At 40.4% G+C, this 25,525-nt stretch carries 28 protein-coding genes; 24 read left to right on the top strand and 4 right to left on the bottom strand.

The genetic code is table 11. The features are described from left to right. Window positions 1-101: 101 nt before the first annotated feature. Window positions 102-1,352, top strand: coding sequence for a DNA cytosine methyltransferase (locus CKL_RS13060; RefSeq protein WP_012103015.1), 1,251 nt, complete (start codon window positions 102-104; stop codon window positions 1,350-1,352). Between the two features lie 54 nt (window positions 1,353-1,406). On the opposite strand, the gene CKL_RS13055 is transcribed toward CKL_RS13060, so the two are convergent. Both CKL_RS13055 and CKL_RS13050 read right to left on the bottom strand, forming a co-directional pair. Next, complete coding sequence (locus CKL_RS13055) at window positions 1,407-2,606, bottom strand: MspI family type II restriction endonuclease (RefSeq protein ID WP_012103013.1); 1,200 nt, start codon at window positions 2,604-2,606, stop codon at window positions 1,407-1,409. 56 nt (window positions 2,607-2,662) lie between these two features. Continuing rightward, window positions 2,663-2,866, bottom strand: coding sequence for a helix-turn-helix domain-containing protein (locus tag CKL_RS13050; RefSeq protein ID WP_012103012.1), 204 nt, complete (start codon window positions 2,864-2,866; stop codon window positions 2,663-2,665). Window positions 2,867-3,067: 201 nt separating this feature from the next. On the opposite strand from CKL_RS13050, the gene CKL_RS13045 reads away from it, so the two are divergent. The 13 genes from CKL_RS13045 to CKL_RS12980 all read left to right on the top strand — a co-directional run bounded on the left by CKL_RS13045 (window position 3,068) and on the right by CKL_RS12980 (window position 16,313). Further along, complete coding sequence (locus CKL_RS13045) at window positions 3,068-4,936, top strand: helix-turn-helix domain-containing protein (RefSeq protein ID WP_012103011.1); 1,869 nt, start codon at window positions 3,068-3,070, stop codon at window positions 4,934-4,936. Between the two features lie 472 nt (window positions 4,937-5,408). Next, on the top strand, window positions 5,409-5,942 hold the full coding sequence (locus CKL_RS13040; RefSeq protein WP_242649424.1) for an ECF-type sigma factor: 534 nt from the start codon (window positions 5,409-5,411) through the stop codon (window positions 5,940-5,942). Between the two features lie 239 nt (window positions 5,943-6,181). Continuing rightward, window positions 6,182-6,505, top strand: a complete 324-nt coding sequence (locus CKL_RS13030) for a hypothetical protein (protein WP_012103007.1) — start codon at window positions 6,182-6,184, stop codon at window positions 6,503-6,505. Continuing rightward, window positions 6,498-7,634 (top strand): DUF2800 domain-containing protein, encoded by a 1,137-nt coding sequence (locus tag CKL_RS13025; RefSeq protein WP_012103006.1) that lies wholly within the window; start codon window positions 6,498-6,500, stop codon window positions 7,632-7,634. Before CKL_RS13030 ends, CKL_RS13025 begins: the two co-directional genes overlap by 8 nt. A gap of 4 nt (window positions 7,635-7,638) precedes the next feature. Next, entirely contained in the window at window positions 7,639-8,187 is a 549-nt protein-coding gene (locus tag CKL_RS13020) for a DUF2815 family protein (protein WP_012103005.1), read from the top strand. A 78-nt stretch (window positions 8,188-8,265) separates the two neighbouring features. Further along, complete coding sequence (locus CKL_RS13015) at window positions 8,266-10,200, top strand: DNA polymerase (RefSeq protein WP_012103004.1); 1,935 nt, start codon at window positions 8,266-8,268, stop codon at window positions 10,198-10,200. A gap of 93 nt (window positions 10,201-10,293) precedes the next feature. Then, window positions 10,294-11,046, top strand: a complete 753-nt coding sequence (locus CKL_RS13010; RefSeq protein WP_012103003.1) for a phage antirepressor Ant — start codon at window positions 10,294-10,296, stop codon at window positions 11,044-11,046. Then, a complete protein-coding gene (locus CKL_RS13005; protein ID WP_012103002.1) occupies window positions 11,046-11,480 on the top strand; it encodes a DUF7768 domain-containing protein in 435 nt (144 codons plus the stop codon). Before CKL_RS13010 ends, CKL_RS13005 begins: the two co-directional genes overlap by 1 nt. Continuing rightward, on the top strand, window positions 11,477-13,843 hold the full coding sequence (locus CKL_RS13000) for a virulence-associated E family protein (protein ID WP_012103001.1): 2,367 nt from the start codon (window positions 11,477-11,479) through the stop codon (window positions 13,841-13,843). Before CKL_RS13005 ends, CKL_RS13000 begins: the two co-directional genes overlap by 4 nt. A 218-nt stretch (window positions 13,844-14,061) precedes the next feature. Beyond that, window positions 14,062-14,343, top strand: coding sequence for a VRR-NUC domain-containing protein (locus tag CKL_RS12995; protein WP_012103000.1), 282 nt, complete (start codon window positions 14,062-14,064; stop codon window positions 14,341-14,343). After that, complete coding sequence (locus CKL_RS12990) at window positions 14,324-15,685, top strand: DEAD/DEAH box helicase (protein ID WP_012102999.1); 1,362 nt, start codon at window positions 14,324-14,326, stop codon at window positions 15,683-15,685. The genes CKL_RS12995 and CKL_RS12990 overlap by 20 nt, the downstream gene beginning before the upstream one ends. Beyond that, window positions 15,682-15,903 carry a hypothetical protein gene (locus tag CKL_RS12985; RefSeq protein ID WP_264371224.1) on the top strand — a complete coding sequence of 74 codons (222 nt, stop codon included), beginning with the start codon at window positions 15,682-15,684 and terminating at the stop codon, window positions 15,901-15,903. Before CKL_RS12990 ends, CKL_RS12985 begins: the two co-directional genes overlap by 4 nt. Then, on the top strand, window positions 15,900-16,313 hold the full coding sequence (locus CKL_RS12980) for a DUF1492 domain-containing protein (protein WP_012102998.1): 414 nt from the start codon (window positions 15,900-15,902) through the stop codon (window positions 16,311-16,313). Before CKL_RS12985 ends, CKL_RS12980 begins: the two co-directional genes overlap by 4 nt. Before the next feature lie 175 nt (window positions 16,314-16,488). On the opposite strand, the gene def is transcribed toward CKL_RS12980, so the two are convergent. Beyond that, the gene (gene def / locus CKL_RS12975; protein WP_012620741.1) at window positions 16,489-17,031 is read right to left on the bottom strand and encodes a peptide deformylase; all 543 of its coding nucleotides are present in this window, start codon (window positions 17,029-17,031) and stop codon (window positions 16,489-16,491) included. 25 nt (window positions 17,032-17,056) lie between these two features. Next, window positions 17,057-17,248, bottom strand: coding sequence for a helix-turn-helix transcriptional regulator (locus CKL_RS12970; RefSeq protein ID WP_041700829.1), 192 nt, complete (start codon window positions 17,246-17,248; stop codon window positions 17,057-17,059). A 283-nt stretch (window positions 17,249-17,531) separates the two neighbouring features. On the opposite strand from CKL_RS12970, the gene CKL_RS12965 reads away from it, so the two are divergent. From CKL_RS12965 to CKL_RS12920, 10 genes are all read left to right on the top strand, one after another. Beyond that, complete coding sequence (locus tag CKL_RS12965; protein ID WP_012102996.1) at window positions 17,532-17,891, top strand: HNH endonuclease; 360 nt, start codon at window positions 17,532-17,534, stop codon at window positions 17,889-17,891. Window positions 17,892-18,001: 110 nt separating this feature from the next. Then, window positions 18,002-18,553: a P27 family phage terminase small subunit gene (locus tag CKL_RS12960; RefSeq protein ID WP_012102995.1), complete on the top strand. Its 552-nt coding sequence runs from the start codon at window positions 18,002-18,004 to the stop codon at window positions 18,551-18,553. 20 nt (window positions 18,554-18,573) lie between these two features. Next, on the top strand, window positions 18,574-19,749 hold the full coding sequence (gene metK / locus CKL_RS12955) for a methionine adenosyltransferase (RefSeq protein ID WP_148204851.1): 1,176 nt from the start codon (window positions 18,574-18,576) through the stop codon (window positions 19,747-19,749). Continuing rightward, window positions 19,730-20,971, top strand: coding sequence for a site-specific DNA-methyltransferase (locus CKL_RS12950; protein ID WP_012102993.1), 1,242 nt, complete (start codon window positions 19,730-19,732; stop codon window positions 20,969-20,971). Before metK ends, CKL_RS12950 begins: the two co-directional genes overlap by 20 nt. A gap of 101 nt (window positions 20,972-21,072) precedes the next feature. Further along, window positions 21,073-21,861 (top strand): hypothetical protein, encoded by a 789-nt coding sequence (locus tag CKL_RS12945; protein ID WP_012102992.1) that lies wholly within the window; start codon window positions 21,073-21,075, stop codon window positions 21,859-21,861. Next, entirely contained in the window at window positions 21,861-22,088 is a 228-nt protein-coding gene (locus tag CKL_RS12940; RefSeq protein WP_012102991.1) for a DUF4314 domain-containing protein, read from the top strand. Before CKL_RS12945 ends, CKL_RS12940 begins: the two co-directional genes overlap by 1 nt. Window positions 22,089-22,223: 135 nt before the next feature. Then, window positions 22,224-23,123, top strand: coding sequence for an amidoligase family protein (locus tag CKL_RS12935; protein ID WP_012102990.1), 900 nt, complete (start codon window positions 22,224-22,226; stop codon window positions 23,121-23,123). 38 nt (window positions 23,124-23,161) lie between these two features. Continuing rightward, the gene (locus CKL_RS12930) at window positions 23,162-23,620 is read left to right on the top strand and encodes a gamma-glutamylcyclotransferase family protein (RefSeq protein ID WP_012102989.1); all 459 of its coding nucleotides are present in this window, start codon (window positions 23,162-23,164) and stop codon (window positions 23,618-23,620) included. Beyond that, window positions 23,613-23,801, top strand: coding sequence for a DUF5049 domain-containing protein (locus CKL_RS12925; RefSeq protein WP_012102988.1), 189 nt, complete (start codon window positions 23,613-23,615; stop codon window positions 23,799-23,801). The genes CKL_RS12930 and CKL_RS12925 overlap by 8 nt, the downstream gene beginning before the upstream one ends. Window positions 23,802-23,889: 88 nt before the next feature. Then, window positions 23,890-25,494: a terminase large subunit gene (locus CKL_RS12920; RefSeq protein WP_041700827.1), complete on the top strand. Its 1,605-nt coding sequence runs from the start codon at window positions 23,890-23,892 to the stop codon at window positions 25,492-25,494. Window positions 25,495-25,525 lie beyond the last annotated feature (31 nt).

Genomic DNA, 25,525 nt, shown 5'->3' with positions numbered 1-25,525 from the left:
TCAATATTGAAATATACGGACGAAAATGAAAAAAGGGGGTTGATAATTCAAATTAATAGTGCTATAATTTCCGTATAATATTAAGATAAAAGGTGATTGCAATGCGTGGTGGAAATCGACTCGGTGCAGGAAGGAAGGTTATTCCTGAGTCAGAAAAAAAGAAAAGAAAAAGCGTGTATATTACAGATAAACTTTACACTAGAATTATGGATACTGACATCGAAAATTGCAATAATTTCAGTCAAAAATGTATGGCATTGATTGAATTAGCAATGGAAAATCTAAATAAGAACAATCAAGAGCATAGTGTGAAAAGGAACAATATATTGATGGTGAGAGAATCCAAATCTACATACAACAAAACGAATAATAATTTTGAAAAACAAAACCTTGGAATAAAATTGACATTTATTGATTTATTCGCTGGTATTGGAGGAATTAGATTAGGATTTGAAGACAAATATACGAAATGTGTATTTAGTTCTGAATGGGATAAATATGCAGCTCAAACGTATGAAGCTAATTATGGTGAGAAGCCTCATGGTGATATTACAAAAATCAACGAAAATGATATTCCAGATCACGATGTTTTATTGGCTGGATTTCCTTGTCAGCCGTTTAGCAATATAGGCAAGCGTGAAGGTTTTGCTCATGAAACGCAAGGAACATTATTTTTCGATGTTCTTAGGATCCTAAAGAAAAAGCAACCTAAGATGTTTTTGTTAGAAAATGTAAAAGGGCTTTTAACAAATGATAATGGGAATACATTTCGAGTCATTTTAGACAATCTTAAGAGTCTAGGATATTCCGTTTTTTATGAAGTTATGGATGCACAAAATTTTGGGCTTCCACAAAGACGTGAACGTATTGTAATTGTGGGATTTCATCCTGATTTAGGCATTAATGATTTTTCATTTCCTAAAGGTAATCCTGACAATAAGGTTCCAATTAATGCTATTTTAGAGCATAATCCTACAGGGTATTCAATTTCCAAGCGTTTGCAAGAAAGTTACTTATTTAAAAAGGATGATGGGAAGCCACAGATTGTTGATTTTGATAGCACTATACAAGTTAACACTTTAGTAGCTAGTTATCACAAAATACAGCGTCTTACAGGAACATTTGTAAAAGACGGAGAAACAGGGCTTCGATTATTCAGCGAATTAGAACTGAAACGTTTGATGGGTTTCCCTGATGATTTTAAAGTTCCTGTGTCAAGAACACAAATGTATAGGCAGTTTGGAAATTCTGTTGCTGTTCCCATGATTAAAGCTGTTGCAGAAGCAATGAAAGAGCGACTTTTGTTGGCTGAAATGCAGGATATTGAAAAAATAAAAACTATAGCTTTATAACTAATATAGAGACTAATATCAGCAAGTATAGTTTGCTAGTATTAGTCTTTTGCTTTAATTGTTTGAAAAACCTTTAATCTGTATTTTTTGACCACGCTTTTTGCTTGGATAAGTCCATTTAAAAGGAGTTCCAAATTGTCCTTTTCCACTATATTCTTCGATGTAATGTTTAATATAATCATCACGATTCCAAACAGCAAATTTATTTGTAAATATAATTAAATCTACCATTTGTATCTTGTCATTGACTAAAGGGCTATGTAAACCAAAAATGAAGAATTCAATAAGTTCTCTATTATACAATTTTAAGTTTTCCTCTAAAATTTTATCTGAGTTAGGATGCTCTGCAATTAATTTTTTTTTGCTACCGACTTTTTCAAAATGTATAAGTGCTTGCGATAGTGGGTCGCTTTCCGATAATTTTAATGCAGAAATCAAATCCGAAACACTACCTTCATGTATAGTGACAGTTTTTTCACGAGTGTTTTTTATACTGATATTCCTAATTAATTCTTTTGTATTTGTTTTGATTGTAACTGATACATCTGTTTTCGGTTTTCCCCTATTGGATAATAGAGGAATATCATTTGTAGCGGTAACTTCAAGTATCTTATCAAAGCCTTCCTTTAGATCAATTTTTTCAAGGATCTCTTTGTATATCTTGTATGTTGATGATTTGATGGTTTGTTGAGCGTTTTGATAATCATTCCATAATGCTTTATTTTTCAAATCATTAAGCAGGTTAACAATACTGGTTTCAGCATCATTACCAAGCACATTAGCACGTAAGCCCTGCGCTATGTTTTGAGATGCCTTTTCTACAATTTTTTGCCGCAATTCATTAACGGTTAAAACATCAGTTAAAAAGGAAGTATATGTTGTTCCGTTTATTTTTACGGAGTAGTTTCTTTTCTTTTTCATTTCAGCTGAAGATATAGAATCTGGAACAACAACATAAATATTTTTTACTTTCTCATCGATAAGCCTGATGTTTTGTGCAAAAAATTCTGTACCGTATATACGTTCCCTTATAGAGTTAGTTGATTTTATTAACCATTGTTCATTATCAAAGTCAGTAAATTGAACAAGAAAATCCATTTTAAATTGCTTTTCTTGATTTGGGTAACCTATAGAGTACCCTTCTTCAATTTCTATATTAATCCCTAATTCATTTTTAAGATTATTTAGCATTTCTGATACAAGAATTTTGGCTTGTTTACCAGATTCATTTTTGATTTGATTGTCTTTATTCATAGTTATAACTTTTCCCCCATCTACAAATCCCCTATTTAGTGTTTTGGTGAAAGATACTATTTTCTAACAATTTCCATAATATCAGCAATATCACAGTCAAGAGCCTTACATACTTTTATTAAAATGTCAGTATTAACATTTTCATTTTTACCAAGCTTAGCCATTGAGGCTGTACTAATGCCGGCTGCTTCCCTCAGATCCTTTTTCTTCATGTCTCTATCAATAAGAAGTTTCCATAGTTTTTTATAACTTATGGACATATTATCACCTCGCCTTAGTACCTAGACCAAGTTAATAAATAAAGTTTATCACAAAATTAGCGAAGCAACAATTAAAATTCACAAACACAAAATAAATATCGAGATGACCATAATATATGCTATAATTTACCTATGAACTAATGTTTGAATAGTAAAAATCCTTAAAGATATTAATTTCATATGGGGCGAGGAGGGAGTGCCTTGGCGGGTAATCGTTCTTTTAAAGATTATGTGGCTGATAGATTCTATAATGAGATATTTTCTGCCATACAAACCTATGCAACGGATAATTGTGAAGATTTAGACTTACGGTTATACAGGGTTCGAAACATCGGCGGAATAGAATTGTCAGATGTAGAAGTTAAGTTTGTGTCAGTTAATGACTTACCGGACATGAAAATAGAATTTGATGTTGCTGTTGAAGCTGAATTCGAAGTCCGTGAATCAAATCATCGTTATGATGAATCAGAAAATTGTCGGCAATGGTTTATGCTGGAATGCTCAGGAGATTTGGATTGCAATTTGGATGATTTTTCAATCTCTAGTATAACTGAGTATACTAGCAAAAATAAGCAACCGAAACCTATGTCAGACTCCCTTGTCCCTATCATTCATAAGGAACAACTAGAATCTGTTGCCACAGACTTCCTTAGAAGACATTACCCTGAAGCATTAAAAAACCCAATGGCAGTTGAGCCACAGGTGTTGGCAGAAAAAATGGGCCTTACAGTAGAAATGAGAGAGATTACAAAGGATTTCTCTGTTTTTGGGCAGATATACTTTCACGACTGTGATGCAGAGTTTTATGATGAAGATAGCGATGAAATGGTACAGACCCATGTGAGTGGCCGTACAATAATCGTGGATCCTAAAGCTTACTTCCTTCGTAACCTGGGATCAGTCAATAATACTATTGTGCATGAGTGTGTTCATTGGGATCAACATAGAAAAGCATTTGAATTGGAACGGTTATATAATAGTAGTGCCACACGAATCAAGTGTCAGGTAGTTGGGGGTATAAAAGACAATACCAGAGATGCAACTGACTGGATGGAATGGCAGGCGAATGCCCTCGCTCCAAAGATACAAATGCCACTTGCCATGTTTAAAACCCAAGCGTTCAAATTTATTAAGCAATTCAGTTCAGAACTGGGAACATCTGAACTTATAGATGTAATGGAACCAGTTATTGACGCCTTAGCAACGTTCTTCAGCGTATCTCGGGCAGCAGCTAAAATCCGAATGATTGATGCTGGATATGAGGAAGCAATCGGAACTTTTACTTATATAGATGGTCGCTACGTCAAGCCGCATAGATTTAAGAAGGGTGTGCTTGAAAGAAATCAGACCTTTTCTATAGGTGCAGAGGATGCTGCTATCCAAAGCATAACCAATCCAGAAATGTCCGCTTTAGTTAGGGATGGAAGTTATATATATGTGGATTCCCACTTTGTGCTAAATCATCCGAAATATTTAACACAAGATATATTCGGACAAACGGTACTTACAGACTACGCACGAACCCATATGGAAGAGTGCTGCTTGGTTTTCGAGTTATCAGTCAAATCTGGGTGTAGGGAAAGATACTATACTGAATGTTTCCTCAACCGTGATAAGACATCAAATATAGATTTTGATATAAAGTATTGTAATGGTTTTGAGTATGCGGCTCCAGAAAAGAAGGCCCAATTACTAGCCGAAACAATAGCGGAAGAAATGCGAATCTATAATGAATTGCCAAATAGCTATACCAGCTCTCTCAAAATAGTACGTGAGTGGAAAAAAGTAACTTATAAAGAATTAGCAGAGAAAATATTGGTCAACGAGCGTACCATAAGACGAATCGTTAATGGTGAGGAACCGGGATCTATTAATTCCATAGTATTGATTTGCCTTGGACTTCATCTACCGCCAAATATTAGCAGTCATATAATTCGCAACTCACCATTTTCATTGAACTTCAATAACAATAGTCATATTTGGTATAACTTTGCATTGACTCACCTATATGCAAAATCGATGGATGAGATTAGAACGTTTTTACAGGAACATGGCGCAGAGCCATTATAAAATTCAATAATATTTTTGAAAAAGCGGACACAGGATGTCCGCTTTTTAGTTATTAACTAAGTAAGCCATACATGAATCCTTTTAAGGGTTTGTGTATGGCTTTTTTTATTGTTGTTTTTAGGTGTTTTTGTTGGGAAAAGCGTCATTTTGAGCCTGAAATTAACGGGCATGAGGTGTCCGCCAAGGCTGTCCAATTCTCACCTACAATAATGATAGATGAAGGAAAGGTCCTTCGTAGTTAGCAAGAATTAGACCATTCCTCGTCTACAAAAAAATATCAAATGCCTGATTTGCAATAAGGGCAAAGGATACATATTGCTACGTTTCAGTCCGTTTAGGATTGTTATACGTTGCAATAGAAGTACCTTACCTTGTTGCGCTCATTTTCAGGACAAAGGGTCTGTGTACTTCGAGGCACAGACCTATTTTTGTATCCTTTGCCGCCAATGCAGTCCGACGGAAAGGATGCAAAATGAAAATTAGAATTATGTACGACAACAAACCTACCTATTTGGAGGTACCAGACGAGGATTGCACTGTAATGATTGATATGGACTATGAGGACAGGCTGTCCTGTGCCGAAGATAAGGAAACTGTAACTCGTCGTTCGCCACAGGAGATTATGGACGAGCGTTTTAACAAGCCCGAGTACAATAACTGGCATAAATTTGACAGACACAGAGGGATGCCAAAAAAGCCCTTCCGCAAGGACGATGAATCTGAGGATGCAACGGATCATATGGACTATTTCCCTGATAACACCGATGAAGTGGCTCGGGATAAAAAAGAAGAGTATGAATACATCTGTGAAATTATCCGCAAGAACCTCAAGGAAAAACAAGCAGAGTTACTAATTGCTATATTCCTAGATGGTGTATCTGTAACGGAGTATGCAGAGCGTGAGGGTGTTAGTAAAAGTGCCATTTCACACCGTTTAGATACAGCCAAGAAGAATTTCAAAAAAGTTTTTCCAGAATCCTCAACTTTCCCCTCTTGCCACGGCTAATAGGTAGAGGGCAGCACATAAACGCTCTCGGAAAGAGGTGAAGAACATGAAACACAACTTGAAAATCAGTGTTTCAAAAACTCCACAGACTGGCGGGATTGTTTCCTGTCGTAATGTCACCATAAGGGAGCGTTTCCTCCGTTTCTTACTTGGTGATAAGCAGAAACTGACTATCCTTGTTCCGGGTGACACCGTACAGGAACTCGCCATTAGTGAGATTAAGGAGGGAGGATTAAACCATGAGCAAAATCAAACTACTTCTTGATGTGGTTTCTGATATGCGTTCTTTGGCAGACAGCATACAAGCGGTTGCTGATGCAATGGCGGGCAATGAACCTGTCGAAGCAAAAGAACCGACTACACCTGTAAAAGAACCTGCGCCAAAGAAAAAGGAGATCACACTGGAGGAAGTCAGAGCAAAACTTGCTGAAAAGAGTCAAGCCGGTCTTACTGCCCAAGTGAGGGAAATCATCCAAAAATACGGTGGCTCTAAATTAAGCGAAGTTGACCCAAAACATTATACAGATATGTTGAAAGATGCGGAGGTACTAGGTAATGAGTGATCACGCAGTACTTTCCGCATCAGGGTCCCATAGGTGGCTTAATTGTCTACCATCTGCAAGATTGGAACTGGAATTTGAAAATAGCGAATCCAATGCGGCCGCTGAAGGTACAGCCGCCCATGCTCTATGTGAACATAAACTCAAAAAAGCACTTCACATGAGGAGTAAGCGTCCTGTCTCGGCTTATAACACCGATGAGATGGAAGAACACAGCGATGCCTATGTGGAATTTGTAATGGAGCAGTTTGAACTGGCAAGGCAAAGCTGTACGGACCCGCTAATACTTATTGAACAACGTCTTGATTTTTCCTGCTATGTGCCGCAGGGGTTCGGAACTGGTGACTGCATCATTATTGGAGATAAAAAGCTTCATATTATTGATTTTAAGTACGGCATGGGTGTGTTGGTAGATGCGGTGGATAATCCGCAGATGAAATTGTATGCCCTTGGTGCTTTGGAAATCTACGATAGTTTGTACGACATCGAGGAGGTTTCCATGACCATCTTCCAACCCCGCAGGGAAAATGTCAGTACATGGACAATCCCGGTAAAGGAATTAAAAGACTGGGCAGAAAATGAACTGAAGCCAAAGGCGAAGAAGGCCTACGAAGGCGAAGGTGACTATCTTCCAGGTGAATGGTGTACTTTCTGTCGAGCGGCTGTTAAATGCCGTGCAAGAGCAGAAGAAAAGCTGAAATTAGCACAGATGGAATTTAAACTGCCACCCCTGCTTACGGACTCTGAAATTGAAGAAGTTCTTTCTAAACTGTCCGACCTTACAAAGTGGGCAAATGAAATTATAGCTTATGCCACGGATGCTGCTGTTAATCACGGGAAAGAGTGGCACGGTTTTAAGGTAGTAGAGGGCAGATCTGTTCGCAAATATAAAGACGAAGAAGCTGTGGCTGAAGCAGCCAAGGCAAACGGCTATAAAGATATCTACCGTCAGAGTCTCATTACCCTTACAGAAATGCAGAAGCTGATGGGCAAAAAGAAATTTGAGCAAATTCTCGGTGGTCTCATACATAAACCACCGGGCAAGCCAACGCTGGTTCCAAATTCGGATAAGCGGCCAGCTATGAATATATCAAATGTAAAAAACGAATTTAATGAAATTACGGAGGGATAGGAATATGAATAATCAAAACAGAACGAAGGTTGTTACAAGCGTCAACACACGTCTTAGCTACTTTCACGGCTGGGAGCCCGTATCCATCAATGGTGGGGCAGAAAAGTATAGTGTATCGGTATTGATTCCTAAATCGGATAAGGAAACCATTAATGCCATCAATGCAGCAGTTGATGCAGCTATTGAAGAGGGCATTGCAAAGTTTGGCGGTAAAAAACCAAATAAGGCTGCTATCAAGCTGCCGCTTCGAGATGGTGATGTAGAACGAGATGATGAGGCTTATAAAGGACATTATTTTGTAAATGCCAACAGCACTACTCCGCCTCAGATTGTAGATAAAGCAGTCAAGCCTATTCTGGATCGCAATGAGGTATACAGTGGTTGCTATGCAAGAGTGTCACTTAATTTCTATGCTTTCAATTCTAATGGGAACAAGGGTGTGGCCTGCGGACTTGGTAACATCCAGAAGATTAGAGACGGAGAGCCTTTAGGCAGCAGAACCACAGCGGCTGATGATTTCACCACAATTGAAGATGATGATTTCCTAGCATAACAGCTAAAGTATGAATACAAACGGGGTGGTGGAAGTTGTTCTTCTGTCACCTCGTTTGCATTGGAAAGGGTGTAATACATGAATTCTATATCTATTGATATTGAGACATTTAGTAGTGCCAATCTTCAAAAATGTGGAGTCTACCGTTATGCCGAGAGTGATGATTTTGAAATTCTGTTGTTTGGTTATTCGGTTGATGGCGGTGCAGTTCAGGTGGTCGATCTTGCCTGTGGAGAGAAAATCCCAAATGAAATAATCAATGCCCTTATGGATAATTCCGTTACCAAATGGGCCTTTAATGCTATGTTTGAGCGTGTTTGCTTATCAAAATGGCTTAACCTTACTGATTATCTTGACCCTACATCCTGGAAATGTTCAATGGTATGGTCGGCTTATATGGGACTTCCGCTTTCTCTTGAGGGTGTCGGTGCAGTTTTAGGATTGGAAAAACAAAAATTGACGGAAGGCAAAGACCTTATTAAATATTTCTGTACACCGTGCTCCCCCACTAAATCAAACGGAGGACGAGTTCGCAATCTACCGAAACACGACATGGATAAATGGGAGCGATTTAAAGCATATAACATCCGTGATGTGGAAGCCGAGATGTCAATACAGCAGAGACTATCTAAATTCCCGATTCCAGAGAATATATGGTCAGAATATCATCTTGACCAGAAAATCAATGATCGTGGTATCGCTATTGACATGGCTTTTGTAAAACAAGCCGTCAAGATGGATGAACAGTCGCGGGAAAAGCTAATGGCTTTAATGCAGGATATAACTAATTTGGAGAATCCAAACTCTATACAACAAATGAAAGAATGGCTTGCTGATAACGGATTGGAAACAGATAGTCTTGGTAAAAAAGCAGTTGCTGAGATGTTAAAGACAGCACCTGAACCACTAGGCACCGTTTTGGAACTTCGTCAGCAGCTTGCAAAATCATCGATAAAAAAATACACAGCAATGGAGAATGCAGTATGTAATGATGGTCGTGCAAGAGGAATGTTTCAGTTTTATGGAGCAAACAGAACTGGTAGGTTTTCGGGCAGGCTTATTCAACTGCAAAATCTCCCTCAAAACCATATGCCTGATTTGGAACAGGCTCGTGCCTTAGTTCGTAGCGGAAACTTTGATGCTCTTACCTTAATTTATGATTCTATCCCGGAGGTGCTGTCGGAACTTATCCGTACTGCTTTTGTACCGCAGGAGGGCATGAAGTTTATAGTTGCAGATTTTTCAGCGATTGAAGCTCGCGTTATCGCCTGGCTTGCGGGAGAAAAATGGAGAATAGATGTATTCCAAAATGGCGGTGACATTTACTGTGCAAGTGCATCTCAGATGTTTAATGTACCTGTGGAGAAAAACGGTGTTAATGGACATCTTCGTCAGAAGGGAAAAATTGCTGAATTAGCCCTAGGTTACGGTGGATCTGTTGGAGCATTGAAATCAATGGGTGCTTTGGAGATGGGAATTGAAGAAGAGGAACTTCAACCTCTTGTAACGGCTTGGAGACAATCCAATCCCAATATTACAAAACTATGGTGGGATGTTGACCACGCTGTAAAAACCTGCGTTAAGCAGAAAATTCCTACAGAAACACACGGCATTAAATTTATATATCAAAGTGGGATGCTCTTTATTGTCCTTCCTTCCGGCAGGCGGCTTTCCTATGTAAAACCTCGTATGGGAGAGAATGTATTTGGTGGTGAGTCAGTTACTTATGAAGGGGTTGGTGGGACAAAGAAATGGGAAAGAATCGAAAGCTACGGTCCAAAATTTGTAGAGAATATTGTCCAGGCAATCAGTCGTGACATCTTGTGCCACGCCATGCAGACGTTAAAGAATTGTTCCATTGTGGCTCATGTGCACGATGAAATTATAATCGAAGCGGACATGAGGATGTCACTTTCTACTATTTGTGAACAAATGGCTAGAACCCCAACATGGGCAAATGGTCTGTTACTTAGTGCTGATGGCTATGAGTGTCAGTTTTATCAAAAAGATTAAATATATTTTTTCAAAATCCTCAACATTCATTACCTCCTGTGGCTATTAGGTAGAGGGGTTTCCTCTCTGACTATATTACAGGAGGTAATTCGTATGGACGAATTAGTAAGAATCAACTATGAAAAAGACCGCCCCACAGTACTTGGCCGTGATTTACATGCGGTTTTGGAAGTGAAAACACCCTATGATAAATGGTTTCCAAGAATGTGTGAGTATGGATTTGTGGAGGGTACGGACTTTTCGACATTTCTGTCGGAAAGTACAGGTGGAAGACCAGCTGTGGACCATCAAATAACAATTGATATGGCAAAAGAGCTATGCATGATACAGCGTACTCCAAAAGGAAAACAATGCCGCGGGTACTTTCTTGAAATTGAAAGACGATGGAACTCTCCAGAAGCAATCATGGCAAGGGCATTACAGTTTGCCAATCAGCAACTAAATCAAGTAAGGAATCAAAATAAATTACTTGAAGGTACGATTGCTGTTCAGAATCAGCAGATTGCGGAAATGAAACCGAAAGTCTCCTATTATGATGTAGTTCTAAATTGCAAAGACCTCATTTCTACATCAGCAATTGCCAAAGATTACGGCAAGTCAGCTATTTGGATGAACCGCTACCTTAATAAAAAGGGCGTCCAATTTAAACAAGGCGGCATTTGGCTTTTATATCAGAAGTATGCGGAAAAAGGTTACACCAGCACTAAGACTCATAGCTACCTTGGCAGTAATGGGCAACAGCATACAAAGGTCCATACATATTGGACACAAAAAGGCAGACTCTTCATTTACGAACTGATGAAGGCAGACGGTATTTTGCCACAGATAGAAATGGAGGGTGTGTAATGGGAATCAACAAATTCAATCACGAAGGATACCATGACCCAACTCCCCATGAAGCACTGACCAACATAATGAAAAAGGAAAAGGTAGAGAAAAAATCTGCCTTTAAGCCGCTTGTATATATCTGTTCTCCCTATTCCGGTGATGTAGAAGGAAACATTAAAAAGGCTCGCAGTTTTTGCAGGTTTGCCTTAGACCAAAACTGTATTCCAATTGCTCCCCATCTTATGTTTCCGCAGTTTATGGATGATGAAAACCCAGAGGAACGGGAGCTTGCCATATTTATGGACATCGTACTTATGGGTAAATGCTCCGAGGTGTGGGTGCTGGGCAATACCATCTCAAGCGGTATGGCGAGGGAAATTGAAGTAGCCAAAAAACGCAGACAAACGGTCAGATATTTTAGTCCGGAGCATGAGGAGGTTGAAAGCTTATGAAAATTGCAGTGGGCAATAGCCGGATGGATAGGAAATGGAAAAACAAAGATATCTCCTGGGTGGATTTTTGCTCCCGTGTAAAGACGACGCAACGTACTACAGAAACGGTAGAAGAATATCGGAAACTTAAAAAAGGTCAACAAGATGATATCAAAGACGTGGGTGGCTTTGTCGGAGGACATTTAAAAGAAGGAAGGCGAAAGAAGGGCAATGTTCTATGTCGCTCTTTGCTTACCCTTGATATGGATTACGGTAGACCGGATATTTGGGAGCAAATCAGTATGCTTTTCGACTACAAATGCTGTGTTTACTCCACTCATAAACATACACCAGAAAATCCGAGACTCAGACTTATCGTTCCCCTTGCTCGTGAGATCAGTGAAGAAGAATATGCAGCCGTTGGACGTATGGTGGCAAAAGAAATCGGTATTGACCTTTTCGATGATACGACATATGAAGCTCATCGCCTTATGTATTGGCCATCTACTTCCTCTAATGGTGAATTTGTCTACGAAGAGCAGGATGGAGCATTACTTGACCCGGATGTTTATCTTTCAAAATATGAAAACTGGCGAGATACATCAACTTGGCCCGTATCAAGCAGGCAGTCTGAAGTTATTAATCGCAGTCTTAAAGAACAAGCCGATCCGCTTTTAAAGGAAGGTGTAGTAGGTACTTTCTGTCGTGCCTATTCCGTTCGTGAAGCAATTGAGAAATTTTTAGGTGCAGTTTATGAACCATCTGCCATGGAAGGGCGCTATGACTATATTCCAGCTGACAGTAGTGCGGGTGTGATTATCTATGATGATAAATTTGCATACAGCCACCATGCCACCGACCCAGCAAGCGGCCTGCTCCTTAATGCTTTTGACCTTGTTCGTATTCATAAATTCGGCTCTTTAGATGATAGAGCTTCCACGACTACGGCTCCTGGTAGGATGCCGTCTTTTGTGGCAATGTGCGAGTTTGCTATAAAAGATGAAGCGGTAAAAGCTGAGTTCGCAAAGGAAAGACAGGCTCAGGCTGAAGATGAGTTTAGTGATGAGGATTGGCAGACAGCTTTGGAATTGGATAAGCAAGGCCGAATAAAAGACACGCTAGACAACATCGTTTTAATTATTCGTCATGACAAGGAATTACAGCATATAGCTTTTAATTGCCACCGTGATGGTATTGATGCCAAAGGTGGCCTGCCTTGGGAACAGATCAAGATGGGTTGGAATGATTCAGATAATGCACTTCTTAAAGTGTATTTAAGCAGCAAATACGGAGTCTATTCACCTACCAAGACCAAGGATGCTGTGTTAGCAGTAGCATCAGAACGAGCATACCATCCTGTTAAGGAGTACCTAGACTCCCTGCCAAAATGGGATGGTATTAGCCGAGTAGAAAATCTATTAATTGATTATTTCGGTGCAACAGATAATTCCTACACAAAAGCGGTGATTCGCAAAACGATGGTTGCAGCGGTAGCCCGTATTTATAGACCAGGTACAAAGTTTGATAGTGTTCTAATCTTAAACGGTCCTCAAGGTATCGGTAAGTCAACCTTCTTTGCGAAGCTTGCAGGGGATTGGTTTTCAGATAGTTTGACCATTACGGACATGAAAGATAAATCAGGTGCTGAGAAACTTCAGGGATATTGGTTACTGGAACTAGGAGAGCTTGCTGGAATGCGTAAGACGGATGTGGAGGTTGTAAAGTCCTTTATTTCAAGGGCGGATGATAAGTACCGTGCCAGTTATGGGGTCAACGTCGAAAGCCATCCCCGTCAATGCGTAATTGTAGGTTCTACCAATGCAGAAAGCGGATTTCTTCGGGATATTACAGGCAACCGCAGATTCTGGCCAGTCCGTATTAGCGGAAACAGTAAAAAGAAAGCTTGGCAGATGACCAAAGAGGAAGTACAGCAGATTTGGGCAGAGACACTAGAGCTTTATGAGAAGGGCGAAAAACTCTACCTGGAAGGTGATGATGTATCCATGGCAACTAGTGAACAGGCAGATGCTATGGAAACAGATGAACGAGAAGGACTGGTTCGTACTTACTTGGATACGCTCTTGCCGGATGATTGGGACACGATGTCTTTGTACGAGCGTAGAAATTTCCTTGGCGGTAGCGAATTTGGCGGCGGCACCCGGGTTGGAACAGTACAAAGAACCCTTGTCTGCAATATGGAGATTTGGTGTGAGTGTTTCGGTAAAGAGGCATCCATGCTAAAGCCTTCAGATTCCTATGCCATCGGTGCCATTATGAGAAAGATCAGTGAGTGGAACAAGTACACTGGGAACAAGAATGGTGTTGTGACGTTTCCTGTCTACGGAAAGCAACGAGCTTATTCCCGAGTCGAGGAACAACGCTAAGTTGTACCTTACCTTGTTCCCATACTTGTTCTTTCCCTAAAGTTAGTAATGATAAGGAAAATCAACGGTTCTTAACAAGTGGAACAAGAAGTAACCTATTTATTTATAAATAGTAAAAAGAAGTAATAGTAGCCTGTTCGTACACGCATACACGCGCGTATAGGAAAATTGGTTCAAAGTTGTTTTCTTGTTCCGGCCTTTTTATATGGGAGGTATTTATGCTTGAAAAATATATCGAAAAGAAACTGGTGGCTGAGGTAAAAAAGATGGGAGGCATCGCTGCGAAGTTTGTTAGCCCAGGTTTAGATGGAATGCCAGACCGCCTAGTGCTTTTACCGCATGGGAAGATGGCATTTGTGGAATTAAAGGCTCCCGGAAAGAAACCTCGCCTGTTACAGATTAGAAGAATAAAGCAATTACAGAAGTTAGGCTTTGCCTGCTATGTCATTGATGATGTTAAGCAGATTGGAGGGATACTCGGTGAAATACAATCCTCATAAATATCAGACCTATGCAACGAACTTCATTCTAGAGCATCCCATTGCTGCGGTGTTTTTAGAAATGGGTCTTGGCAAAAGCGTCATTACTCTAACTGCTATATTCGACCTTTGTCTTGATAGTTTTGAAATTGGAAAGGTTCTGGTCATTGCCCCACTTCGAGTAGCTAGGGATACTTGGCCAGCTGAGATAAATAAGTGGGAGCATTTAAAAGGACTGGAGTTTTCGGTAGCCATCGGAACAGAACAGGAGCGGTTGGCAGCTCTTAGGAAACCTGCAAGTGTCTATCTTATAAATAGAGAAAATGTTGACTGGTTGGTAAACAAAAGTGGCATCCCTTTTGATTATGACATGGTGGTCATCGATGAACTATCATCCTTTAAGTCCTATGGTGCCAAAAGATTTAAAAGTCTACTAAAAGTCAGACCAAGGGCAAAACGGATTGTGGGTCTTACGGGTACACCATCGAGTAATGGATTAATGGATTTGTGGGCAGAGTTTCGTATTCTTGACATGGGTAAAAGACTCGGCAGGTACATAACTCACTACCGCAATTCCTTCTTTACACCAGATAAACGTAATCAGCAAATCGTATTTTCATATAAACCATTGCCAGGTGCTGAAGATGCCATATATCGGCTCATTTCGGATATCACCATTTCCATGAAATCAGTGGATTTTCTGAAAATGCCAGAGTGCATGATCAATGAAGTGCCTGTGTATCTAAATGACAAGGAACAATCCGTATATGATCACTTTCGTGAAGAGATGGTTTTTGAATTTGCTGATGAGGAAATAGATGCCATGAATGCAGCAGTCCTTTCAGGAAAACTTCTGCAAATGGCAAACGGTGCGATCTATGATGATGATAAAAACACTCATATTATCCACGACCGCAAGTTAGATGCTCTTGAGGATTTAATTGAAGGTGCTAACGGAAAACCTGTGCTTATTGCCTATTGGTATAATCACGATTTAGAGCGTATTAAGGCAAAATTCAATGTCAGAGAAATTAAAACTTCCAAGGATATCAAGGATTGGAACAACGGAGATATTTCTGTAGCGGTTATTCATCCTGCATCAGCGGGACACGGTCTCAACTTACAAAGTGGAGGTTCAACGCTTATCTGGTTTGGACTTACTTGGAGTCTAGAACTCTATCAGCAAACAAATGCGAGACTTTGGAGACAAGGTCAAAATGAGACAGTGGTTATTCATCACATTATTACTAAAGGCACGATTGATGAAGATGTTATGAATGCCTTGAGACGAAAGGAAAAGACACAATCCGATCTTATTAATGCGGTCAAAGCAAATCTTGGGAAAGCGAGGGATGCTGTATGATGGATGCATTTGAAAAACTGGCAAATGCCATTATTCTACAGGCAGTAAAGGATTATCGTTTTGCACTGAAAAGACTAGCAAAACACCCTCGCAATGATTCTGCTTTATATACGAAACGTGAGGTGGAGTGCTTCTTTCATTCTGAATTGTTCAATGTCCTTACCTCTCTAAACCCTGACATGCTAATTCAACAGCTACAAGAGGAGGTGGTGCGATGATGACAGCTAAGGAATTCTTAAAACAAGCTTATCGCCTGAATGAATTGATTAACTCCGACCTTGAAGAGTTGAAAAACTTAAGGGATCTATCAAGAAGTGTTTCATCCCCCGTTCTTGAGGAAAAAGTGAGTCGAACTAAGAGTACTGACCCACCCTTTGAAAAATATGTGATTAGAATAATAGATTTGGAGCAACAAATACAGCAAGAGGTTGAACGATTGATAGAGCTGAAATCAGATATCCGTGAAGCGATTAACCAGATGGAAAATGTGGATGAGAAGCTGCTTCTTCGTTACCGATACATTAACTTTCTTAACTGGGAAGAAATCTGTGTTAACCTTAATGTTTCTATGAGAACCGTGCATAGACTCCATTCATCCGCTTTGCAACATTTAAAGGTGCCTAAATGAAAAGGAGTAACCTGATAATAATGGGGAAGAGAATCAAAAGGCCTCCAATACCTTAGTCAATGTGGGAAAATCGCAGTGATTCAAATAATCAGTATTTCACTTTTAATGAGTAATTAAATTTAAAATGAGCTGTCAAAACAACAGCTCATTTTGAATACCGACCTAATGCGTGATTTTAGTATAAGCTTTTACAGTTTTCTGGTAGTTTGAAAGGGTTTTCTTTATTGATACGCTCATAAAACATAATTCCATTTAGGTGATCTATTTCATGTTGAATAACAATAGAAGAATAGCCATTGAGTTTTAATATTATTTCTTCTCCTTCTAAATTAAACCCTTTTACTTTAATTCTCTCATATCTTGGCACGAACCCGTCTATAACTCGATCAACAGAAAGGCAACCTTCACTTGGTGGTAAGTAAATCATAGAAACTGAATGGCTTATTATTTTTGGATTAATAAGAGTATACTCATGTTCTTTTCCCTTCTCGTCAGTGAAATACACTACAAACATTCGCTTATTCAAGCCAATCTGGTTCGCGGATAATCCAACCCCTCCACGTAATTTATATTTTTTTGATAGAATAGAGTCTTGACTATTTTTTAAGAAATTCATCATACTGGTTAATGTTTCCTTATCTTCCTCAGAGGGAGGAACCATCACTTCTAGTGTTGGTCGATGTAAGATATCATTACCTTCTCTTACAATATCTTTCATTGTTATTATATAATTTGAATGAAATTTATTCATAAATAAACAATTCATCTACCTTTACTTTTAACGTTTTTGATAATTTGAAAGCCAATTCCAGTGTGGGATCATATTTATCATTCTCTATACAATTTATTGTTTGTCTAACAACTCCACACTTCTTAGCAAGTTGTTCTTGTGTTATCCCCAATTTGTTCCGTATTGTTTTAATTTTATTTTTCAACAGTATCACCTATGTCAAAGATATTGGACAATTTTATTATAATAATTGACAATAAACATGTCAATAACTTTGGATATTTTAAAATATCTATTGGTGGTTTTTGTACGCAATAATTTGATTTCTTGCAAAAGGTTGGCACACTTTGGCACAGTTTGGCATACGATGACACTGTTTGTCCGTAGTGAAAGTTATATAATGGTAGTATGGAATATTAATAAACAGAAGCCTTCACGGGAGCATTTCTCCTGCGAGGGCTTTTTCTATGGGTAAAAGGAGGTGTAGTATGCCAAGGAAACCTAAGCGTCCATGCTCTTATCCTGGTTGTCCAGAGCTGACTGACAGAGGTTTTTGTAAAGAACATGCTAAAAAGGAAGCTGCACGGTATGAAAAGTATGACCGCGATCCAGCAACTCGTAAGCGATATGGTCGTGCATGGAAAAGAATACGTGACCGCTACATTGCGGCTCATCCTCTTTGCGAGGAGTGTAAACGACAAGGAAAGCTGACCCCAGCAACCGAGGTGCATCACATTCTTCCTCTAGCAAGAGGTGGAACCCATGATAGAAGCAATCTGATGTCCCTTTGTACTTCCTGTCACTCTACCATCACTGCAAAAGATGGAGACCGTTGGGGAACCCGGTAGGGGAGTCAAATCTCCACAGCTTTTTAGATGTGCAACGGGCGTGGGGTAACGCGTGAAAATTCGCGGTTTCAAACGGGGTAATAGGCCCATCGATGAAAAGAGGTGAGTGAATGGCCAAAGATGGAACAAATCGAGGCGGCGCCCGTATAGGCTCCGGTCAAAAGAAAAAACCACTTGCTGACAAAATTGCTGAGGGAAATCCCGGTAAAAGAAAGCTTGAAGTCGTCGAGTTCAAGAATACTGCTGACCTGAAGGGGCAGGAAATGCCAAAACCAAGGGCCATGCTCTCCGCAGTGCAAAAGGATGGGAAAACCTTAGAAGCGAGTGAAATCTATGAAATTACATGGAAATGGCTTGAGGAGCGAGAATGTGCCCATTTGGTACTTCCACAGCTTCTAGAACGGTATGCCATGAGTGCGGCCAGATGGATACAGTGTGAGGAAGCGGTAACCGAGTTTGGTTTTCTAGCCAAGCATCCCACTACCGGCAATGCAATTCAAAGTCCTTATGTAGCGATGAGCCAGAGCTTTATGAGTCAGACAAACAGGCTATGGATGGAGATATATCAAATCGTTAGGGAGAACTGTGCTACAGAGTACTCTGGTTTAAACCCACAAGACGATGTGATGGAGCGATTGCTATCTGCCCGCAGAGGAAAATAAAGATGAGGAGATATGATGTAATGAGTAAGAGATATTTAACAGCAGAAAGTGTATGTGCTGGACATCCTGATAAACTATGCGACATTATTGCAGATAGCATTTTGGAAGCATGCCTACGTAAAGATAAGGCATCACGTGTCGCTTGTGAGGTAATGGCGACTAAAGGAAAAATTATCGTGGCGGGCGAGATCTCCTGCAGCGAGAAAGTGAATATTAGAGACATTGTAAAAAATGTACTAAAGGATGTGGGATACAATCCTCTAAAATTTTTGATTTATGTATATGTACATAATCAAAGTGTAGATATTGCGGCTGGTGTGAACACCGCACTGGAAGCACGAAATGGGATAAACGAACAGTACGGTTCCATCGGTGCTGGAGACCAGGGAACTATGTATGGTTATGCTACAAAGGAAACAAGAGAAATGCTTCCCCTGCCCCTTGTGCTTTCCCACAGAATCGTAAAGAGACTGGATGATTGTCGCAAAGGAAAACTGATAAAAGGGACTTTTCCTGATGGTAAAGCACAGGTAACAGTGGAGTATGAAGATGACACTCCAGTAAGAATAAAGACGATTGTGATTTCGGTGCAGCATGATAAGAATAAAACACTGGAAGAACTTAAGGCGGGTATCCTTAACAACGTCTTATGGCAGTGCTTTGAGGACTTCCCTTTTGATGATGAAACAGAACTTCTCATCAATCCGTCGGGGCAGTTTGTTCTTGGTGGTCCCGCTGCCGATACAGGCTTAACTGGTAGAAAAATTATGGTTGATACCTATGGAGGACTTGCATCCCATGGAGGTGGCGCACTTAGTGGTAAAGACCCCACCAAAGTTGACCGAAGCGGTGCCTATATGGCTCGGTACATTGCAAAGCATATCGTCTGGTGTGGATATGCAAAGAGATGTGAAGTTAGTATATCCTATGCCATAGGTAAGGCAAATCCTGTAGCCTTTTCTGTAAATACTCTTGGCACAGGTATTGTTTCTGACGAAATATTAACTCTTGCTGCACAGGAGATTTTCAATTTAAGACCTGCGGCAATCATAGAGAAGTTGCGTCTAAGGAATGTGATTTACTCTGATACAGCTGTTTATGGTCACTTTAATAGTTGTCTATTCCCGTGGGAGGATGTAAATAAGTACAGTGAATTTAGAAAGGCGGTGGAAAAGTATGTTGATAGAGAAGATTAAAACGAAACAACTCATCCCCGCTGAATATAACCCAAGGAAGGATTTAAAACCGGGTGATCCGGAATATGAGAAACTTAAACGCTCCCTTGAGGAGTTTGGATATGTAGAACCCGTAATATGGAATAAGACCACAGGCAGAGTCATCGGAGGTCATCAGCGTTTGAAAATCCTGCTGAGTATGGGCATGGATGAGATAGAATGCGTAGTTGTTGAAATGGATGAGCAAAAGGAGAAGGCGCTGAACATTGCACTAAATAAAATAAGTGGTGATTGGGATAAAGACAAATTAGCACTTCTCATCACGGACTTAAATGCTTCAGACTTTGATGTGTCTTTGACAGGTTTTGACCCAGGAGAGTTGGACGATCTTTTCAAGGATTCCCTTAAGGATAATATAAAAGAAGATGATTTCGATGTAGACAGCGAGCTGAAAAAGCCCGCTGTTTCGCATTTAGGGGATATTTGGCTACTTGGACAGCATCGATTAGTCTGCGGAGACAGTACAAAGAAAGACACCTTTGATGTCTTGATGGATGGGAAAACTGCTAATTTGGTAGTTACGGACCCTCCATATAACGTTAACTATGAAGGCACCGCTGGAAAAATCAAAAATGACAATATGGCTAACGAAGCGTTCTACGATTTCCTGCTTGCAGCATTTCAGAACACCGAAGCAGCGATGGCAAAGGACGCTTCTATTTATGTATTCCATGCGGATACCGAAGGACTCAATTTTAGAAGAGCATTCTCTGATGCAGGATTTTATCTTTCCGGTACTTGTATATGGAAAAAGCAGTCCCTTGTTCTCGGTCGCTCCCCTTATCAGTGGCAGCATGAGCCTATTCTCTTTGGGTGGAAAAAGAAAGGTAAGCATAACTGGTATTCCGATAGAAAGCAGACCACCATCTGGGAATTTGAGAAACCGAAGAAAAACAGTGATCATCCTACGATGAAGCCAGTTGCACTTGTGGCCTACCCTATTTTGAATTCAAGCCTTTCTAATTGTATCGTGCTTGATCCTTTTGGTGGTTCAGGAAGCACACTGATTGCCTGTGAGCAGACAGATAGAATCTGTTACACCATTGAACTGGATGAAAAGTACTGTGATGTTATTGTGAAAAGGTATATTGAGCAAGTTGGAAACTCAGACGGTGTGTTTCTTTTAAGAGATGGTTCGAAAATAAGATATTGTGACCTGCCAGACGTTGCTACCGCCGATTAATGGAACAGTATTTTCTACAGAAAGATGCTCTAAATGACTTGATATTAACAGCCTTTAGAGTGATATATGTATGTACCGAAAATAGAAAGGCGGTATAAAAAATGCAGATAAACTATAATGTCACAGGAGCAAAAAGAAAAGAGCTAGTCAACGCAATCAGCCAAAAACTGAATGCTCCTGCAAGATATCTTGGAGCACCTACATTTGCATATGAAGTGGCAGACTACAACATTGACAAAAACGGGGTAGTCAGAGGACCAATAAATTCTGAACTGGTTAATAATCTATTAGGCCTTCATGACTTTAAGGCGGTTACAGTAGAATTTGACACACCAATTCCAGCAGCAGAGCCTGTTCTTGAAAATATTCAAGTTCCTAATGAAGCGGCTCTTGGGGGTAGGGTAAGTCCAAATAGTGATTACGAAGAACCTCCCGTATACAGCGAATCAAATGAAACCGAAGAAGCTATTAGTTTGATTATTCAAATGCCGAGGGAGGGTTTTAGCGAAACTGCACTTGGTAACCTAAAAGGATTGGTAGAAAGCAAAGAAACCCTTATAAAGAAAGCACTTGATACTGACTCTATTCCCATTATCATAAATGAGGAATTTATAACCTTCCCTTGGTTCAAAAGTAAGTGCTCCGCAGAGGAGGTTAAGGCTTATACCCACTTTGTAACAGCACTTTGTGAAATGGCAAAGAAACAGACTCGCGTCAACTCGACCGAGAAATCAGTGGAGAATGAAAAGTACGCTTTCCGTTGTTTCCTTCTAAGACTTGGCTTTATCGGGCCAGAATACAAAACAGAACGAAAAATTCTCCTCTCCAAACTGTCGGGTAGCTCTGCCTTCAAAAGCGGAAGTGCCAAGCATGAGGAGGTGAGTGAATAATGAATATCATTCATCCAGAAATGCTAAAGCAACTTAGAAGTAATTACACTCCAGGAACTCGTGTCATGCTACTTAAGATGAATGACCCTTATACCAAGCTTCAGCCAGGAGATAAAGGTACGGTTACTAGTGTTGATGATATGGGAACTATCCACGTCAGTTGGGATTCAGGCAGTTCCCTTGGAGTGGTCTTTGGAGAGGATTTATGCAGGAAAATCGAAGAGTAAACATACACATTTTAAGACCAATATGGCAGTAAATATGTAGATTTATATTGCAGAATTGTCTTGCTATATAAGCCTTTTAGAGTGATATATGTACATGCCGAAAGGACAAACACACTTTAAAAGGAGCGAGATACGATGTTAAGTGCAAAATTCGGAATCGAGATTGAATTTACAGGGATTACAAGGGAAAGGGCAGCCAGAGTTGCTGCAGAGTTTTTGCAAGGCACTTATAGTGAAGGCGGGACTTACTACGACACTAAGAAGGTAAAAACTCCAGATGGTAGAGTTTGGAGATTTATGTATGATGGGAGCATTCACTGTCAAAGAAAAGAAGGTAGAAGAAAAGTAGCTGCAGGTAGAGATTATAGCGTTGAGCTAGTTAGCCCAATCCTAACTTACCGGGAGGACATTGAAACTTTGCAGGAGATAGTAAGAAAGCTTCGCAAAGCTGGAGCCTTTACAAATACATCTTGCGGCATTCACATTCATCTAGACGGTGCTGAACATACCCCAAGAAGTATTCGAAACTTTATAAATATCATTGCAAGTAAAAATGACTTATTTTATAAAGCACTACAGATTGCACCGGAGCGAATGCGCTACTGCAAAAAGATGGACAGCATTTTGGTTGAGAAGATGAACCACAAAAAGCCTAAAACCATGAGACAAATTGAGGACATTTGGTACGAGGGTTACAGCGAGAGTAGAAGCACTCATTACCACAACAGCCGCTACCATTTCCTCAACCTTCACAGCTTTTTTACCGGAAACCATACAGTTGAACTTAGAGGTTTTAACAGCGAGCTTCATGCTGGAAAGATGAGAAGCTACATTGTTCTAGCGCTTGCCATCAACCATCAAGCCTTAACACAAAAGTGTGCATCAGCAAAGAAGCCACAGGTGGAGAACGAGAAATTTGCCATGAGAACCTACCTAAACCGGATTGGTTTCATTGGTGATGAATTTGCAAACTGCAGAGAGCATTTGACCGCAGCACTTTCGGGTTCAGCTGCATGGCGGTTTCGGGCGGCCTGAGCTGCCCCTAACCCACAAAGCTAAGAAGGAGGATTACAATGAAGAATAAATTATATCTTGCCTATGGCTCCAACCTTAACCTGAAACAAATGGCCAACAGATGCCCCACAGCGAAGGTGGTAGGAGCAAGTCAAATCAATGACCACCGTTTATTATTTAGAGGGGCACACGCAGGCGCTGTGGCGACTATCGAGCCTTTTAAGGGTGGCAACGTACCCGTTTTAGTGTGGGAAATCACACCTGTCGATGAAGCGGCACTTGACCGTTACGAGGGATGGCCGTTCCTTTATCGCAAGGAAACAATAAAAGTGAAGTTGGGGGGTAAAACCGTTAAGGCGATGGTATACATCATGAATGATGGGAGGCCGCTTGGACAGCCGAGCTGTTATTATTACAGTACAATTTTAGAAGGCTATAAGAGTGCAGGCTTCGATGTGGAAATCCTGCGCAAAGCGACAACCGATTCAGTAGAATCGGAGGAGGTAGCCAATGAATGAGATAATTAAGCAACAAATCCTTTCCATACGAGAAAGTGGAGTCACAAATATGTTTGATGTGGACCGAGTACAGTATGAGGCAAATGAACGAGGGTTTTATGAATTGGTAGTCTATTTAATAGACCATAAAGCAGAATATGCCCATTTCATACTGACGGGTGAAGTGGATATAAAGAAATAACTAAATCTAAATAGGATAGAGAAAAGAGCTTCATCTATAGGATTGAGGCTCTTTTCTTATGTCCTTTTCCATAAAAGGGGCGGTGTTTATGCGGAAACTGAAGAAATATAAGCCGACCGCCTTTATAGCTGAAGGGTCATATTACGATAAGGACGCTGCTGATTACGCTGTGGCTTTTATCGAAGCACTCTCCCATACGAAAGGTTCATGGGCAGGCAAGCCTTTTGAACTTATCGATTGGCAGGAGCAAATTGTCCGTGATTTATTCGGTATCTTAAAACCTAATGGATACCGGCAGTTTAACACGGCTTATATAGAAATACCTAAAAAGATGGGAAAAAGCGAGCTTGCAGCAGCAATCGCACTTCTCCTCACTTGTGGAGATGGTGAAGAACGAGCAGAGGTATACGGTTGTGCCGCAGATCGCCAGCAGGCATCAATTGTATTTGAAGTAGCAGCCGATATGGTGCGGATGTGTCCAGCGCTGAATAAACGAGTGAAGTTGCTGGCTTCAACTAAACGACTGGTGTACCTGCCGACCAACAGCTTTTATCAGGTATTGTCGGCTGAAGCCTATTCAAAACACGGCTTCAATATACATGGTGTTGTTTTTGATGAACTTCATACTCAGCCAAATAGGAAACTATTTGATGTTATGACAAAAGGGTCTGGTGATGCGAGAACCCAACCGCTATATTTTCTTATCACCACTGCAGGGACGGATACCCAGAGTATCTGCTATGAAACACACCAAAAAGCGGTTGATATTATTGAGGGCAGAAAATACGATCCTACTTTTTATCCCGTAATCTACGGTGCCAAAGAAGAGGATGATTGGACTGATCCTAAAGTATGGAAGAAAGCAAATCCAAGCTTAGGAATTACAGTAAGTATCGATAAAGTTAGAGCCGCTTGTGAAAGTGCAAAGCAGAACCCTGCAGAGGAAAATAGCTTTCGACAGCTGCGTCTGAACCAGTGGGTTAAGCAATCTGTCCGTTGGATGCCAATGGCAAAGTGGGATGCCTGTGCGTTTCCAGTAAAACCAGAGAGCCTTGAAGGTAGAGTATGCTATGGAGGACTTGATTTATCCTCTACCACTGACATTACAGCCTTCGTGCTGGTGTTCCCACCGGAAGATGAAACAGATAAATATACCGTTCTCCCGTATTTTTGGATGCCGGAGGATAATATTGACCTCCGAGTGCGACGAGACCACGTGCAATACGACCTTTGGGAGAAGCAAGGCTATATTTTAACCACCGAGGGAAATGTAGTCCATTATGGATACATTGAAAAATTCATTGAAGAACTGGGGGAAAAGTACAACATTCGAGAGATTGCTTTTGACCGCTGGGGCGCTGTTCAGATGGTGCAAAATCTTGAAGGGTTAGGCTTTACTGTAGTTCCTTTCGGTCAAGGTTTTAAAGATATGTCACCACCTACAAAGGAACTTATGAAATTGACATTAGAAGAAAGAATAGCACACGGCGGGCATCCAGTACTACGGTGGATGATGGATAACATCTATATAAAAACAGATCCGGCTGGAAATATAAAACCGGACAAGGAAAAAAGTACAGAAAAAATAGATGGAGCAGTGGCAACTATTATGGCACTCGACCGCGCCATCCGCTGTGGACCAGGTAATAGTGGAGACTCGGTGTATGACGAGAGAGGTTTAATAATTCTATAAATTTCAATGATTGTTTGTGGTGTAATTCTTT

Origin of the sequence: Clostridium kluyveri DSM 555 (assembly GCF_000016505.1) — a bacterium.
Lineage (GTDB): Bacteria > Bacillota > Clostridia > Clostridiales > Clostridiaceae > Clostridium_B > Clostridium_B kluyveri.
The sequence above is the reverse complement of the archived record's forward strand: the minus strand, read 5'-3'. Positions and strand labels throughout refer to the sequence as shown.